General features: G+C 59.8%; 12 protein-coding genes and 1 pseudogene. 5 read left to right on the top strand and 8 right to left on the bottom strand.

Features of this window, described 5'->3' with window-relative positions:
• Window positions 1-68: 68 nt before the first annotated feature.
• The gene (gene rpmA / locus JFT58_RS22400) at window positions 69-326 is read right to left on the bottom strand and encodes a 50S ribosomal protein L27 (RefSeq protein WP_003176049.1); all 258 of its coding nucleotides are present in this window, start codon (window positions 324-326) and stop codon (window positions 69-71) included.
• A gap of 34 nt (window positions 327-360) precedes the next feature.
• The gene (gene rplU, locus JFT58_RS22395) at window positions 361-675 is read right to left on the bottom strand and encodes a 50S ribosomal protein L21 (protein WP_007950961.1); all 315 of its coding nucleotides are present in this window, start codon (window positions 673-675) and stop codon (window positions 361-363) included.
• Between the two features lie 239 nt (window positions 676-914).
• On the opposite strand from rplU, the gene JFT58_RS22390 reads away from it, so the two are divergent.
• The 3 genes from JFT58_RS22390 to JFT58_RS22380 all read left to right on the top strand — a co-directional run bounded on the left by JFT58_RS22390 (window position 915) and on the right by JFT58_RS22380 (window position 2,813).
• Window positions 915-1,883 carry a polyprenyl synthetase family protein gene (locus tag JFT58_RS22390; RefSeq protein ID WP_003194086.1) on the top strand — a complete coding sequence of 323 codons (969 nt, stop codon included), beginning with the start codon at window positions 915-917 and terminating at the stop codon, window positions 1,881-1,883.
• Between the two features lie 170 nt (window positions 1,884-2,053).
• A complete protein-coding gene (locus JFT58_RS22385) occupies window positions 2,054-2,395 on the top strand; it encodes a zinc ribbon domain-containing protein YjdM (RefSeq protein ID WP_034128750.1) in 342 nt (113 codons plus the stop codon).
• A gap of 160 nt (window positions 2,396-2,555) precedes the next feature.
• A complete protein-coding gene (locus tag JFT58_RS22380; protein WP_005791321.1) occupies window positions 2,556-2,813 on the top strand; it encodes a PA4570 family protein in 258 nt (85 codons plus the stop codon).
• A 22-nt stretch (window positions 2,814-2,835) separates the two neighbouring features.
• On the opposite strand, the gene JFT58_RS22375 is transcribed toward JFT58_RS22380, so the two are convergent.
• Window positions 2,836-3,453 carry an FKBP-type peptidyl-prolyl cis-trans isomerase gene (locus JFT58_RS22375; protein ID WP_034128752.1) on the bottom strand — a complete coding sequence of 206 codons (618 nt, stop codon included), beginning with the start codon at window positions 3,451-3,453 and terminating at the stop codon, window positions 2,836-2,838.
• A 255-nt stretch (window positions 3,454-3,708) separates the two neighbouring features.
• Here JFT58_RS22375 and JFT58_RS30845 point away from each other — a divergent pair.
• Together JFT58_RS30845 and JFT58_RS30840 are read left to right on the top strand one after the other, a co-directional pair.
• A pseudogene (locus JFT58_RS30845) lies at window positions 3,709-4,725 on the top strand (methyl-accepting chemotaxis protein); the annotation flags it as partial.
• Window positions 4,726-4,764: 39 nt separating this feature from the next.
• Window positions 4,765-5,628, top strand: a complete 864-nt coding sequence (locus JFT58_RS30840) for a methyl-accepting chemotaxis protein (protein WP_370706066.1) — start codon at window positions 4,765-4,767, stop codon at window positions 5,626-5,628.
• 75 nt (window positions 5,629-5,703) lie between these two features.
• Here the strand turns inward: JFT58_RS30840 and JFT58_RS22365 are convergent, their stop codons facing one another.
• The 5 genes from JFT58_RS22365 to JFT58_RS22345 all read right to left on the bottom strand — a co-directional run bounded on the left by JFT58_RS22365 (window position 5,704) and on the right by JFT58_RS22345 (window position 12,474).
• Entirely contained in the window at window positions 5,704-6,072 is a 369-nt protein-coding gene (locus JFT58_RS22365; RefSeq protein WP_054896979.1) for a glyoxalase superfamily protein, read from the bottom strand.
• A gap of 76 nt (window positions 6,073-6,148) precedes the next feature.
• Window positions 6,149-8,596: a dermonecrotic toxin domain-containing protein gene (locus JFT58_RS22360; protein ID WP_054896980.1), complete on the bottom strand. Its 2,448-nt coding sequence runs from the start codon at window positions 8,594-8,596 to the stop codon at window positions 6,149-6,151.
• A gap of 113 nt (window positions 8,597-8,709) precedes the next feature.
• On the bottom strand, window positions 8,710-10,188 hold the full coding sequence (locus JFT58_RS22355; RefSeq protein ID WP_054896981.1) for an N-acyl-D-amino-acid deacylase family protein: 1,479 nt from the start codon (window positions 10,186-10,188) through the stop codon (window positions 8,710-8,712).
• A gap of 1 nt (window position 10,189) precedes the next feature.
• The gene (locus tag JFT58_RS22350; protein WP_054896982.1) at window positions 10,190-11,050 is read right to left on the bottom strand and encodes a MurR/RpiR family transcriptional regulator; all 861 of its coding nucleotides are present in this window, start codon (window positions 11,048-11,050) and stop codon (window positions 10,190-10,192) included.
• Between the two features lie 20 nt (window positions 11,051-11,070).
• The gene (locus JFT58_RS22345; RefSeq protein WP_054896983.1) at window positions 11,071-12,474 is read right to left on the bottom strand and encodes a GntT/GntP/DsdX family permease; all 1,404 of its coding nucleotides are present in this window, start codon (window positions 12,472-12,474) and stop codon (window positions 11,071-11,073) included.
• Window positions 12,475-12,640: the final 166 nt, after the last annotated feature.

Raw genomic sequence — 12,640 nt, 5'->3', positions numbered from 1 at the left:
TGCAAGAGACTCACTCCACAAACGAAAAAGCCCCGTCGCAAGACAGGGCTTTTCCAGCGATCTCGCAATTAAGCTGCGACAACGCTCACGTAACGGCGGTTGAACGCGCCCTTTACTTCGAACTTGATCACGCCTTCGATTTTAGCGAAGAGGGTGTGATCTTTACCCATGCCAACACCGTAACCGGCGTGGAATTGGGTGCCGCGCTGACGCACGATGATGTTGCCCGGAATGATTTTCTGGCCGCCATACATCTTCACGCCAAGGCGTTTGGCTTCTGAGTCGCGACCGTTACGGGTACTACCACCAGCTTTTTTGTGTGCCATGAGTCAATTCTCCTAGTGAGGAATTAGGCTGAAATTAAGCCTGAATACCGGTGATTTTGATCTCGGTGTACCACTGGCGGTGGCCCATACGCTTCATGTGGTGCTTACGACGACGGAACTTGATGATGCGGACTTTATCGTGACGACCTTGGGAGATCACTTCAGCCACAACGGTAGCGCCAGCAACAACTGGAGCGCCGATGTTCACGTCATCGCCATTGGCGACCAACAGAACGCGATCAAAAGTAACGGATTCGCCAGTAGCGACTTCCAGTTTCTCGATCTTCAGGTATTCACCTGGGGCGACTTTGTATTGCTTGCCACCAGTAACAATTACTGCGTACGACATGGTATTTCTCCGATAATCCTGCTCACCCAGCGCTTTATAAGAAGAGGTATTGGCTGGCATGGCTGCATGGGATGGACGTCCCGAATGCAATTGCGTAAGGCAGGTGCTGCCCAGGAAGTTCAGGGTGCGCGATTGTACGCAAGCTATGGGAGGCTTGCAAGGGGCCGTCTATCGCGCCTTGACACCCGGGGGTGAGGGTCCTAGCATGCCGCGCAACCCTTCTGGAGCGACTGTCGCTGATGCAACCCCAAGCTTTCTACCGCGCGGTCGCGGACGATTTTAGCGCCGTCGACGGCATCATCAAGCAGCAGCTGACGTCTAAAGTGCCGCTGGTCTCCAAAATTGGCGACTACATTACGTCGGCGGGCGGCAAACGCCTGCGTCCTTTATTAGTGTTGCTGTGCGGCAAGGCCCTGGGCCGTCAAGGCGATGACCTGCGCCTACTGGCCGCCACGATCGAATTCCTGCACACCGCCACCCTGCTGCATGACGACGTGGTCGACATGTCCGGTATGCGCCGTGGTCGCGAGACCGCAAACGCGATGTGGGGCAATGCGCCCAGCGTGTTGGTGGGCGACTTCCTGTATTCGCGCTCGTTCGAAATGATGGTGGAACTGGGCTCGATGCCCGTGATGAAGATTCTTTCACAGGCCACACGCATCATCGCCGAAGGCGAAGTGTTGCAACTGTCCAAAGTCCGCGATGCCAGCACCACTGAAGAAACCTATATGGAAGTGATTCGCGGCAAAACCGCGATGCTCTTCGAAGCCTCTACCCACAGTGCCGCCGCGCTGTGTGGCGCCACCGCCGAACAGGCCGAGGCCCTGCGCACGTTCGGTGATCACCTGGGCGTGGCGTTCCAACTGGTGGATGACCTGCTCGACTACAAGGGCGACGCTGAAACCCTGGGCAAGAACGTCGGTGACGACCTGGCCGAGGGCAAGCCGACCTTGCCGCTGATCTACACCATGCGCGAAGGCACGCCGGAACAGGCTGCCCTGGTGCGCAAGGCGATCCAGAAAGGCGGGATCGAAGACCTGGAAGCCATCCGTGCCGCCGTAGAAGCCTCGGGCTCCCTGGAGTACACCGCGCAACTGGCGCGTGACTACGTGGCGCGGGCGATCACATGCCTGGAAGCGCTGCCGGCCAGTGAATACCGGGATGCCCTGGTTGAGCTGAGTGAGTTTGCGGTCGCCCGTACTCACTGATTCCGCGCTGTTTAATGTGGGAGCTGGCTTGCCTGCGATGACGGGAGTGAATTCACTGCCGCTATCGCAGGCAAGCCAGCTCCCACATTAGGACGAGTCCAACCCCACCCGCGTTTAAAACCCTATATAATGTGCGACTTTTAGCCATCCCTGACTTTCTAGGAGCTTTAGTGAGCACGTTGCCACCCTGCCCAAAATGCAATTCCGAATACACCTACGAAGACGGCGCCCAACTGGTCTGCCCGGAATGCGCCCATGAGTGGTCCGCCAACGGCGAGGCCGAAGTGGTCGGCGATGAGACCGTGAAGAAAGACTCTGTGGGCAACGTCCTGCAGGATGGCGACACCATCACCGTGATCAAGGACCTCAAGGTCAAGGGCACTTCCCTGGTGGTCAAGGTCGGCACCAAGGTCAAGAACATCCGCCTGTGCGACGGCGACCACGATATCGACTGCAAGATCGACGGGATCGGCCCGATGAAACTCAAGTCCGAGTTCGTGCGCAAAGTCTGAACCTGCTGCATTCCATCCCGCGCCCGCCGCGGGATGGCGTTTCGCCCTCTGCGTTGATCGAACGCAATACCCACACAGAAAAACCCAGAAATTGCCAATAGACACTTGCTATTCTACGAATAAGAATTATTCTCATTGAAACTCATCAAGGAGAACGACCATGACTTATTTGATAGATGCCTGGCTGGATCGCCCCCACCCTTACCTGCGAATCCTGCATCGGGAAACCGGTGAAGTCTGTGCGGTGCTTGAGGAAGAAGCGCTGAACGAGCTGCAGGACCAAGGCGATCTGGACGTGAATGGCCTGAGTTCCAGTGAGCCTGGGGTGCTGAAGGAAGTGGTGAGGAATCTGTTTCTGTTCTGCTATGCACGAGCGTTGCGCCCGGCGACCGACTTGAATGGCAAGTTCCATCCATGAAGAAACAGGTAACCAGCAGGCCTTACAGAACGTCGAGCAGCTCGACGTCGAATACCAGAACGCTGTGCGGCGGGATGCTGCCAACGCCTTGAGCGCCGTAAGCCAGTTCGCTCGGCACGTACAGGCGCCATTTGCTGCCGGCATTCATCAGTTGCAGGGCTTCGGTCCAGCCGGCGATCACGCCACCCACCGGGAATTCTGCAGGCTGGCCGCGCTCGTAGGAGCTGTCGAACACAGTGCCGTCGATCAGGGTGCCGTGGTAGTGAGTACGCACTTGGTCTTCACGGGTCGGCTTGGCGCCGGTACCGGCCGTCAGCACTTCAAATTGCAGGCCGGAAGCCAGGGTGGTGATGCCATCACGCTTGGCGTTTTCTGCCAGGAAAGCCAGGCCAGCGCCCGCTGCAGCTTCAGCCTTGGCGGCGGCTTCGGCTTGCATGATTTCGCGGATCACCTTGAAGCTGGCCGCCATTTGCTCTTGGTCAACACGGCTTGGCGAGCCTGCGAATGCGTCGGTCAGGCCGGCCAGGATCGCGTCCAGGCTGACGCCCGGTGGCGGGTTGTCGCGCAGTTGGTCGCCCAACTGACGGCCGATACCGTAGCTGACGCGGGTTTCGTCGGTGGACAGATTAACTTCGGACATGAAGAGGCTCCGCTGTAGGACGTCACGGTTTCCCGCGCCGCCCAGAACTAAAAGGGCCCGCAGACTAGCACACATGAGCGGGCCGTGATCAGCCCCACCCCGGCATCGCCGTTGCGCGCCGGCGACCCTTCGTCGACGAACAATAAAAGTATTTCAGAATCATCCTTTCCCGCCGATACAGCCCTACACATCTTGGCTGGCTCAAACAAAAACACACCGTCCAGCAGACAGACATCACTCTTCAAGGAGCTTTCGATGAACAGCTGGTTCGGTAACATCAGCGTCAATCTCAAACTCGGCCTGGGCTTCGGCCTGGTGCTGGTCCTCACCTCGATCCTGGCACTCACTGGCTGGACCAGCCTGGGCGGCTTGATCGACCGTAGCAATTGGATGAGCGACATCACCCAGCTCAATGCCTCGCTGACCAAGCTGCGTATCGTCCGCTTGCAATACATGCTGGCCAATGGCGACGAAGCTGTGGCGCAGAACGTGCAGACCAGCCTCGATGCCTTCGCCGCCCAGCAACAGAAGCTGCTCGACAGCTTCAAGAGCCCGGAAAACCTCAAGCTGCTCAATGAGCAGAAAGCCGTCATTACCGCTTACCGCCAGTCCCTGAACAAAATGCGCGAGGCCTACCGCAATGGCAACGCTGCGCGCGATGTCATGGGCGCCAAGGCCGACATTGCCAACGCGCAAATCAATGCGCTGGAAACCAGTGTGCAGCAGTCATCCGACAGCCCGGAACGCTTCACGCAGTTCCTGGCCGTGACCCAGGCCAAGAACGAATTCCTGCAGGCTCGCTACGAAGTGCGCGGCTATACCAATAGCCCCAACGCAGAAACCGAAGCCCGCGCGGCTACACAGCTGGAAAAAGCTGTCGCCGGTTTGAAAGGCCTCAGCGTTGCCTTCGGTACTGGCCAGCAAAGCGCATTGTCCGCACTGGAAACCGCGCTAGGCGCCTACCGCAGCGCCGTGCAGAGCTACAAGGCGGCCAATGCCAATATCGTCACCGCCCGTGCCGAAATGACCACCCAGGGCGCCGACATCGTGACAATCAGCGACAAGCTGTACGACATCCAACTGGAACGTCGCGACGCCGAAAGCACCCAGGCCCGCAGCCTGCAACTGATCAGCACCTTGCTGGCCCTGTTGGTCGGCGTGATTGCCGCGTGGGTGATCACCCGCCAGATCACCCGCCCGATCCAGGACACCCTGGCCGTGGTGGAGCGCATCGCTTCGGGCGACTTGAGCCACAATATCCAGGTGACCCGTCGCGACGAACTGGGCGTGTTGCAGCAAGGCATCCAGCGCATGGGCACCACCCTGCGCGAGCTGATCAGCGGCATTCGCGACGGCGTCACTCAGATCGCCAGCGCCGCCGAAGAGTTGTCAGCCGTGACCGAGCAAACCAGCGCCGGCGTGAACAGCCAGAAGATCGAGACCGATCAGGTCGCCACCGCCATGCATGAAATGACCGCCACCGTGCAGGAAGTTGCGCGCAATGCCGAACAGGCTTCCCAAGCCGCTTCCGACGCTGACGGCCAGGCCCGCGAAGGCGATAAAGTGGTGGCTGAAGCCATCGCCCAGATCGAACGCCTGGCGGCCGAAGTGGCGCGCTCCACCGACGCCATGACGCACCTGCAACAAGAGAGCAACAAGATCGGCAGCGTGATGGACGTGATCAAGGCCGTGGCCGAACAGACCAACCTGCTGGCACTTAACGCCGCCATTGAAGCTGCGCGTGCCGGAGAAGCCGGCCGTGGGTTTGCGGTGGTCGCCGACGAAGTGCGTGGCCTGGCGCAGCGTACACAGAAGTCCACCGAGGAAATCGAAGGCCTGGTGGCCGGCTTACAGAACGGCACCCAACAAGTCGCCAGCGTGATGAACAACAGCCGCAGCCTCACCGACAGCAGCGTCGAACTGACGCGCAAGGCCGGGGTATCCTTGGAAAACATCACCCGCACCGTGTCGAATATCCAGTCGATGAACCAGCAGATTGCCGCAGCCGCCGAACAACAGAGCGCCGTGGCGGAAGAGATCAGCCGCAGTATCGTGAACGTGCGTGACGTGTCTGAGCAGACCGCTACGGCCAGTGATGAGACAGCCAAGTCGAGTGTTGAACTGGCACGCCTGGGTAGCCAGTTGCAGCAGATGGTCAGTCATTTCCGGGTGTAGCACCACAACCATGGTGGCGAGGGAGCTTGCTCCCTCGCCACAAGGGCCTTACCTGCGAACAGGCCAATGGGAGAATCAGCCCTCGCTCTCCTCAACAAACACCAATCGATTCCCAAACGGGTCTCTGATGCTCATCTCCCGCGTCCCCCACGGCGTGTCTTCCACCCCAGGCTTGGCATACCGGTATTCCTTGCCCAGCAATTGCTGCTGATACGCATCGACCCCTTGGGCCTGGACCCGCACAGCCGCCCCTGGCGAAGCATCGCCATGATGCTCGGATAAGTGCAGCACACACTCCCCCAGCGACACTTGCACGTACAACGGAAAATTCGCCTCGAAGCGATGCTGCCAATCGACCTTGAACCCCAGGAAATCGACGTAGAACTCCAACGCCTTGGCCTCGTCGAAAATCCGCAGGATGGGGGTGACTTTTCCTAAGTGCATTTAACTCTCCAAGTGCCGGTCGCTCGTTGCTGGCGAGCGACCACCCTAGCTCAGCAAGCGCTCAAAGTGAACACGCTCAATGGTTGTGAATTTCCCTGATCCTTGCGCTCGACAGTTGATTATTGTCCACATGCACTTCATCGAACTCATAGGAACTTTCTTCAAACTGATTCAAGTGGCCCGACTTGCGCATCCGCTCGATGGTGCCAGGCGCCACACACTGGCGAGCCTCGACGAACTGCGGGTTTACCTCGATATTTTCGTTGAAAGAGACGACGGGAACACCGCGACTGTCGATTTCGTAAAGGTGGTACTTGCCGCCGAGTGCAGCATCACCAAAATGTATCGCCGCCGCCTTTGAGCGAGACGCCATCACGACATTGCCGTCCATCATTTTTGCAGGCCCGGAAAAGAAGTTTGAGTCCCGAAAACCATAATTTGCCGGATCACCGCGACGCTCTACGCGATCCGCCTTTTCGACGCGGTACAACTTGGGTATATCGGTACGTTCAATCATGCCTCGACTGTTGAAATACCCACCATCAGGCACCTGGACGCCGGCCTTGAACGGATTGACCTTGAGCACGTTGCTATCGTCGTACGGCTCGTAATCCCCGGAGGACGTGGCATCGGAAACCACCGAAGACGGCGACTCCTCATTCTCCGACAGTTCGTTTTCCGAGTCTTCGAGTTTGGGCTTCTTCGCCGTAGACGGGCCCTCCTCGACGATCTCATAACGGGGCTGCACTGAGGGACGCTTGGCCCCCCCTTGCAGGTAAATCTCCATGGATGGGTCCCACGCAGGATTCAACCCGTTTGCTGGTTTTTCGGGTAGCCGCGCAGGTTCGGTCGGACTCATCAGCACACCGATCTGCCCGTTCACGCGGCGATAGTTGAAAAACGGCTTTTGCGCCGTCGTCGGTTGAGCGCCGGACTCGACAGCGGGATCGGCCGTGGAAGGGCCGGCCTTGCCGAGGGCGTGAAAAAAAGCCATCGTCGCGACGTCCATCACAGCCGAATGCAGCCCATTCTTGCGCTCGGCCTGAGTGTCACCCTCCACGGCCTGGTCGATTTCCATTCCTACCTGTGCCGTGTAAGAGACGGCGCCAAGCGCCAGACCAATAGGCCCGAGCAAGGCCATGGGGATGGAGAATATTGCGTTGCCGGCTTGCAACAGAGCCAGTGCGTCGTCCTTGCGCACTTCGGCGTTGGATTTCATTTCGGTGTCTGCATCATTGTCGATGCGTTGGCGTGTCTGGCTGGCCATGAAGGAAAACACGTCCCCGCCGATTGGATAATTCAAAGTATCGATAACACTGTCATTCGCTGCCTGGGTGCCTGCACCCAGCTTGGCCAGGGTGACGTCCACGCCGTTGGCACTCAGGGCGCCAAACACGCCCTGCTGACGATCACGCAGCGAGAAATGTTCCTCCAGCACCTTGGCTTTGGCGGGGTCCTTGCTTTGTTCGAGCACCCACTGGTCCACGGCGGCTCGGTCCTTGAAAGTCTGGATCGCGGGTTTTGCGCCGGGGACATAGAGGGTTTCGGTACCACTCTTGGAGATGAAGCGCAGGATGTCATTGGACTTATAACCATTGATATCGAAGCAAAACACCCTGGTGTCCGGACCCGGCGTCGTCTGCGCCTGTAACTGGGCCTTGGACATCGGCCCCTCGAGCGGTACACCTGACGCCGCCGCTTTCATCACCTCGGCATAAGCCTGCGGGCTAAGGCCCTGGCTGGAGTCTTGTTGGTTGAGGGCGCGCGCGGCCCGGGCCTCCATCACGAACTGTTGCTTGGCCAGCATCCGCCACTCGTCGCCGTGCTGCATCCAAAAATTGTCCAGCCTGGTCATCACCTTTTTCTGCAGGTCCCCCTCACGCACCAGGTTCAACAGCTCGCTGGGCTTCATGCGCAGTTGGTTGCCGGCGTCGTAGGTGCCCCTTCCCGGCCCATCCAGGTACAGGCCATAGGCGGCGTCCAGATCACGCCAGGTCTCCACGGCGTTGGGCACGTCATCGTGAATTTTCGAGTAGAGGTATCCCGGCCCCGTCCGGTCGAAAATGAACTTGCCCAGCCGGCTGAAAAAATCCGGCACACTTTCGCTGTCCAGCAACGAAAACGGGCTGGTATTCGAAGACACGAAATGCGCCAGCGCCTGAGCCTTGCCGGCCGTGCCGTAGCGTTCCGCCGAGAAAAAATCACTGGCCACGGCATCGGTCAGCGTCATGGACGACTCGGGAACTCCGCGATGTTCCCACCCGGTCACGGCGCTGCCAGTGTGGGTACTGTTGGCAGGAGAAAACTGATGCAGGTATACCTTGTCGGGGTCGATCCATTGATTGGTCAGGTTCCAGACTTTTTCCTGGATCCAGCCTTTGATCGTGTCACGCGGAAAAGGGAACGCCGACATCGCATCGACGCCCTCATTCACCGCGGCGTCAGGCGACGTGACGGTAGATGAAATGACGGCGTTGCCGGCCCGGTTAGCGAGTTGGCTGGGGCTTACAGGCTGAGTGTTCATACAGGCTCTCCGTAATAAGACCTGCACATGCTAGAGAGCCGTCCTTTGCAATCAATTAGCTTTTTGTAAGCGCTGATTGGCCATATTCAGACACGCTATCGGGCCGAGCACTGTCAGATCGCATCCCGCGCACCAAGCTGAAAACCTCGGCGCAAATCACCGCTGCGCGCCAGAAAACGACCCGCACGCCGTGTATTCGCCTGCCCTTCGCTGTAGCTCAAGACGCCGTTTACCCACACTCGCTCAATCCCTTCGGCCGCACGCTGAGGCGTCTTGAAATCCGCCATGTCACGCACCCGCCCAGGGTCGAAGAGCACCAGGTCAGCCCAGTGCCCCTCGCGAATTTCTCCTCTTTGGGCCAAGCCGAAACGCGCCGCCGACAGCCCGGTCATTTTGTGTATCGCCGTGTACAACGGGAACAATCCGACATCCCGGCTGAAATGCCCTAGCACCCGTGGGAAAGCGCCCCACAAGCGCGGATGAGGAAACGGATCTTCAGGCAACCCATCCGACCCCACCATCGACAATGGGTGCGCAAGAATGCGCCGTACATCCGCCTCATCCATGCCGTAGTACACCGCCCCCGCAGGTTGCAAACGGCGGGCGGCATCCATCAACGAAACGCCCCACTCGGCGGCAATCTCCTGCAAATCACGCCCGCCCATTTGCGGGTGCGGTGTGGACCAAGTGATGGTGATGCGAAACGCGTCAGTCACCTGCTTGAGGTCCAGGGTCGAGGAGCTGGCGGCATAGGGGTAGCAATCACAACCCACCGGATGATCTTTTGCCGCTGCTTCCAGGGCCGCCAACAGCTGCGGGCTGCGCCCCCAGTTACCGGCACCGGCGCATTTAAGGTGGGAAATGATCACCGGCACCCTGGCGTGTCGACCGATCAGAAACGCCTCATCCATTGCTTCCAGCACTGGTTCGAACTCACTGCGCAAATGCGTGGTGTACACCGCGCCGTAGGCCGTCAGCTCCTCAACGAGCTGCAGCACTTCATCGGTCTTGGCGTTGAAGGCGCTGGCGTAGGCCAGGCCTGTGGATAACCCCAGGGCACCGGCCTCCAGGCTCTCTTGCAACTGCACGCGCATGGCCGCGATTTCATACGGTGTGGCGGTGCGATGCAGGTCGTCCATATGGTTGCTGCGCAGCGCCGTGTGACCGATCAATGCCGCGACGTTCACTGCCGGATGGGCGCCCTGCACCGCGTTGCGATAATCGCTGAACCGCGGATAACAGAACTGCTCACGGTTGCCCAATAAGTTCATCGGGTCCGGCGGGTCGCTGCGCAAACTGACCGGCGAAGCGCTGATGCCACAGTTGCCGACAATCACCGTGGTCACGCCTTGGCTGAGCTTGGGCAGCATCTGCGGCTGGCGAATCACTACCGTGTCGTCGTGGGTGTGCACGTCGATAAAACCCGGTGCCAATACCCGGCCATGGCCGTCGATGATCTGCTCCGCCTGGGCTGTGGACAAGTCGCCAATCGTACGGATGCGCCCTGCCTGCACGCCCACATCGGCGACATACCCTGGGGTGTTACTGCCATCGATGATCAGCGCCTGGCGAATCAGCGTGTCGTACTTCATATCAATCTCCAAGCGGCAGGCTACCAGGGCCGCCGCGGTAATCGTCCAGCGCCAGTTTGATCCGGCGCAGGCGTTCCTGGTTGTCGTCCGGCAGGGCCAGCGCCAACTCGGTGGCGAGCAGGTCGATAGCCAGCAGCATGCCGTAGCGGGCCGCAGTGGGCTTGTAGATAAAACTGGTTTCCGCCGATTGCAGCGGCAGCACGACATCCGCCAACTGCGCCAGCGGCGAATCGGCAAGGGTGATGGCAATGATCCGCGCGTCGTAGTTGCGCGCCAGCGTCACTACCTCCAGTAACTCCGGGGTCAGGCCCGTGAGTGAGCAGGCGATCACGGCATGTTCGGGCCCCAGGGTCGCCGCCGTGACACGCATCATCACAGGGTCGTGGCTGGCGGCAATCGGATAGCCCAGACGCACCAGGCGCACCTGCAACTCATCGCTGCACAGGCTCGACGGCCCGCCCATGCCGAACGCATGGATCATCCGCGCCTTGCCCAGCAGGGTGACCGCATCGCCAAAGCTGCGCTGATTGAAACCCGAAAGGTGCTGACGCAACGTCGCCTCGATATCCCCCAGAATCTGCCGATGAAACGCTGACTGTTCTGGCTTGCCCGCCGGGTCCAGGAAGCGGCTGCCCACGCCGCTGGCCTGGGCCAACTGCAGGCGCAAATCGCGCAAGTCACGGCAGCCCACGCTGCGGGCGAAGCGTGACAAGGTGGCGGTACTCACCTCAGCCCGTTGCGACAGTTCCTCCAGGCTGGCGGACGCGGCAAAGCCCACATCCTCAAGCATCAGCTTGGCAATACGCCCTTCGCCGGCACTGAAAGTGTCCTGGCGGGCGCGGATCTGATAGAGGATGTCCATGGGGGCTCCGGGTTACAGGCTCATAACACAAGGGATAGACCGTAGGTCAGGCCGAAGGCGACCAGCGAAATCAGGGTCTCGAGTACGGTCCAGGTCTTGAAGGTCTGGATGACCGTCATATTGAAGTATTCCTTGATCAGCCAGAAGCCGCCGTCGTTCACGTGGGAAAAGATCACCGAGCCTGCACCGGTCGCCAACACCAGCAATTCAGGGTGTGGATAACCCAGGCCCAAGGCGACCGGCGCGACCACCCCGGACGCGGTGGTCATGGCCACCGTGGCCGAGCCGGTGGCGACACGCATCAACGCGGCGAACAGCCAGCCCATCACCAGCGGCGACAACTGGAACGCATGGGCCAGGCCAAGTATTTCATGAGTAACACCAGCGTCCACCAGGATGCGATTCAGACCACCGCCCGCGCCCACCAGCAAGGTAATGCTGGCGGTCGGCGCCAGGCATTCGTTGGTGAACTTGAGGATCGACTCGCGGTTGAAGCCCTGGGCCAGGCCCAAGGTCCAGAAACTCACCAGGGTAGCCACCAACAGGGCGATCACCGAGTTGCCGATAAACAACAGGAACTGGTTGAAACCGCTGCCCGGCGTAGAAATCACGTTGGCCCAGCCGCCGATCATCATCAGCACCACCGGCAACAGGATGGTGCCCATGGTCAGCGCAAAGCTGGGCAGGCGTGTACGCGGTTCACGCTCGATGAACTGGCGCTCCAGAGGGTTTTGCGCCGGCAAATGGATGTGCGGCACGATGAACTTGGCGTAGACGGGACCCGCGATAATCGCCGTGGGGATACCAATCAAAATCGCATACAGCACCGTCTGCCCGACCGAGGCGTTATAGGCCAGCACCGCCATCATTGCCGCCGGGTGCGGCGGCACCAACGCATGCACCACCGACAGGCCGGCGACCATCGGCAGCCCGACCATCAGGATCGACACGCCCACGCGCCGCGCCACGGTAAAGGCAATCGGCACCAGCAACACAAAGCCGACTTCGAAAAACAGCGGCAGCCCCACCAGGAACGCGATACACACCATCGCCCAGTGGGCATTGCGCTCACCGAAGCGGTTGATCAGCGTGCGCGCCACCTGCTCAGCGCCGCCCGACTCGGCCATCATCTTGCCGAGCATGGTGCCCAGCGCCACCACCAGGGCGATATGCCCCAGGGTCTTGCCGACACCCGCCTCGTACGAGCCCATGATGGTGTCCGCCGGCATCCCGGCCATCAGCGCCAGGCCGATGGACACCAGGGTAATCACGATAAAGGGGTTGAGTCGGTAGCGTGCGATCAGCACGATCAATGCAATGATGGCGATGGCAGCGTATGCCAACAGCCCGAAGCCCGGTGATGCGGCCATGCGGTACTCCTCGGAAAGGGTCACGTCGAATTGGTTGTGAAACTCATAAATCATTCCCGAGGAGCATTTTCAATTTTCATGAAAGTAATTTTCGCCCACGGATAAGCGCTGTCGCTTGGGGATATGCCCGACATGGGTGGATGAAAATTCGGGGGGTGTTCTTACATGAAGATCAGAGAAGGCGGAAACTCAGTCGCTGCCCTTGAGTCATAGAATGCGC

The organism is Pseudomonas sp. MF6767, from assembly GCF_016405475.1.
In the GTDB taxonomy this organism is placed as follows: Bacteria; Pseudomonadota; Gammaproteobacteria; order Pseudomonadales; family Pseudomonadaceae; genus Aquipseudomonas; species Aquipseudomonas paracarnis.
Note: the sequence above shows the minus strand (reverse complement) of the source record. Positions and strands in the feature narration are given on the sequence as shown.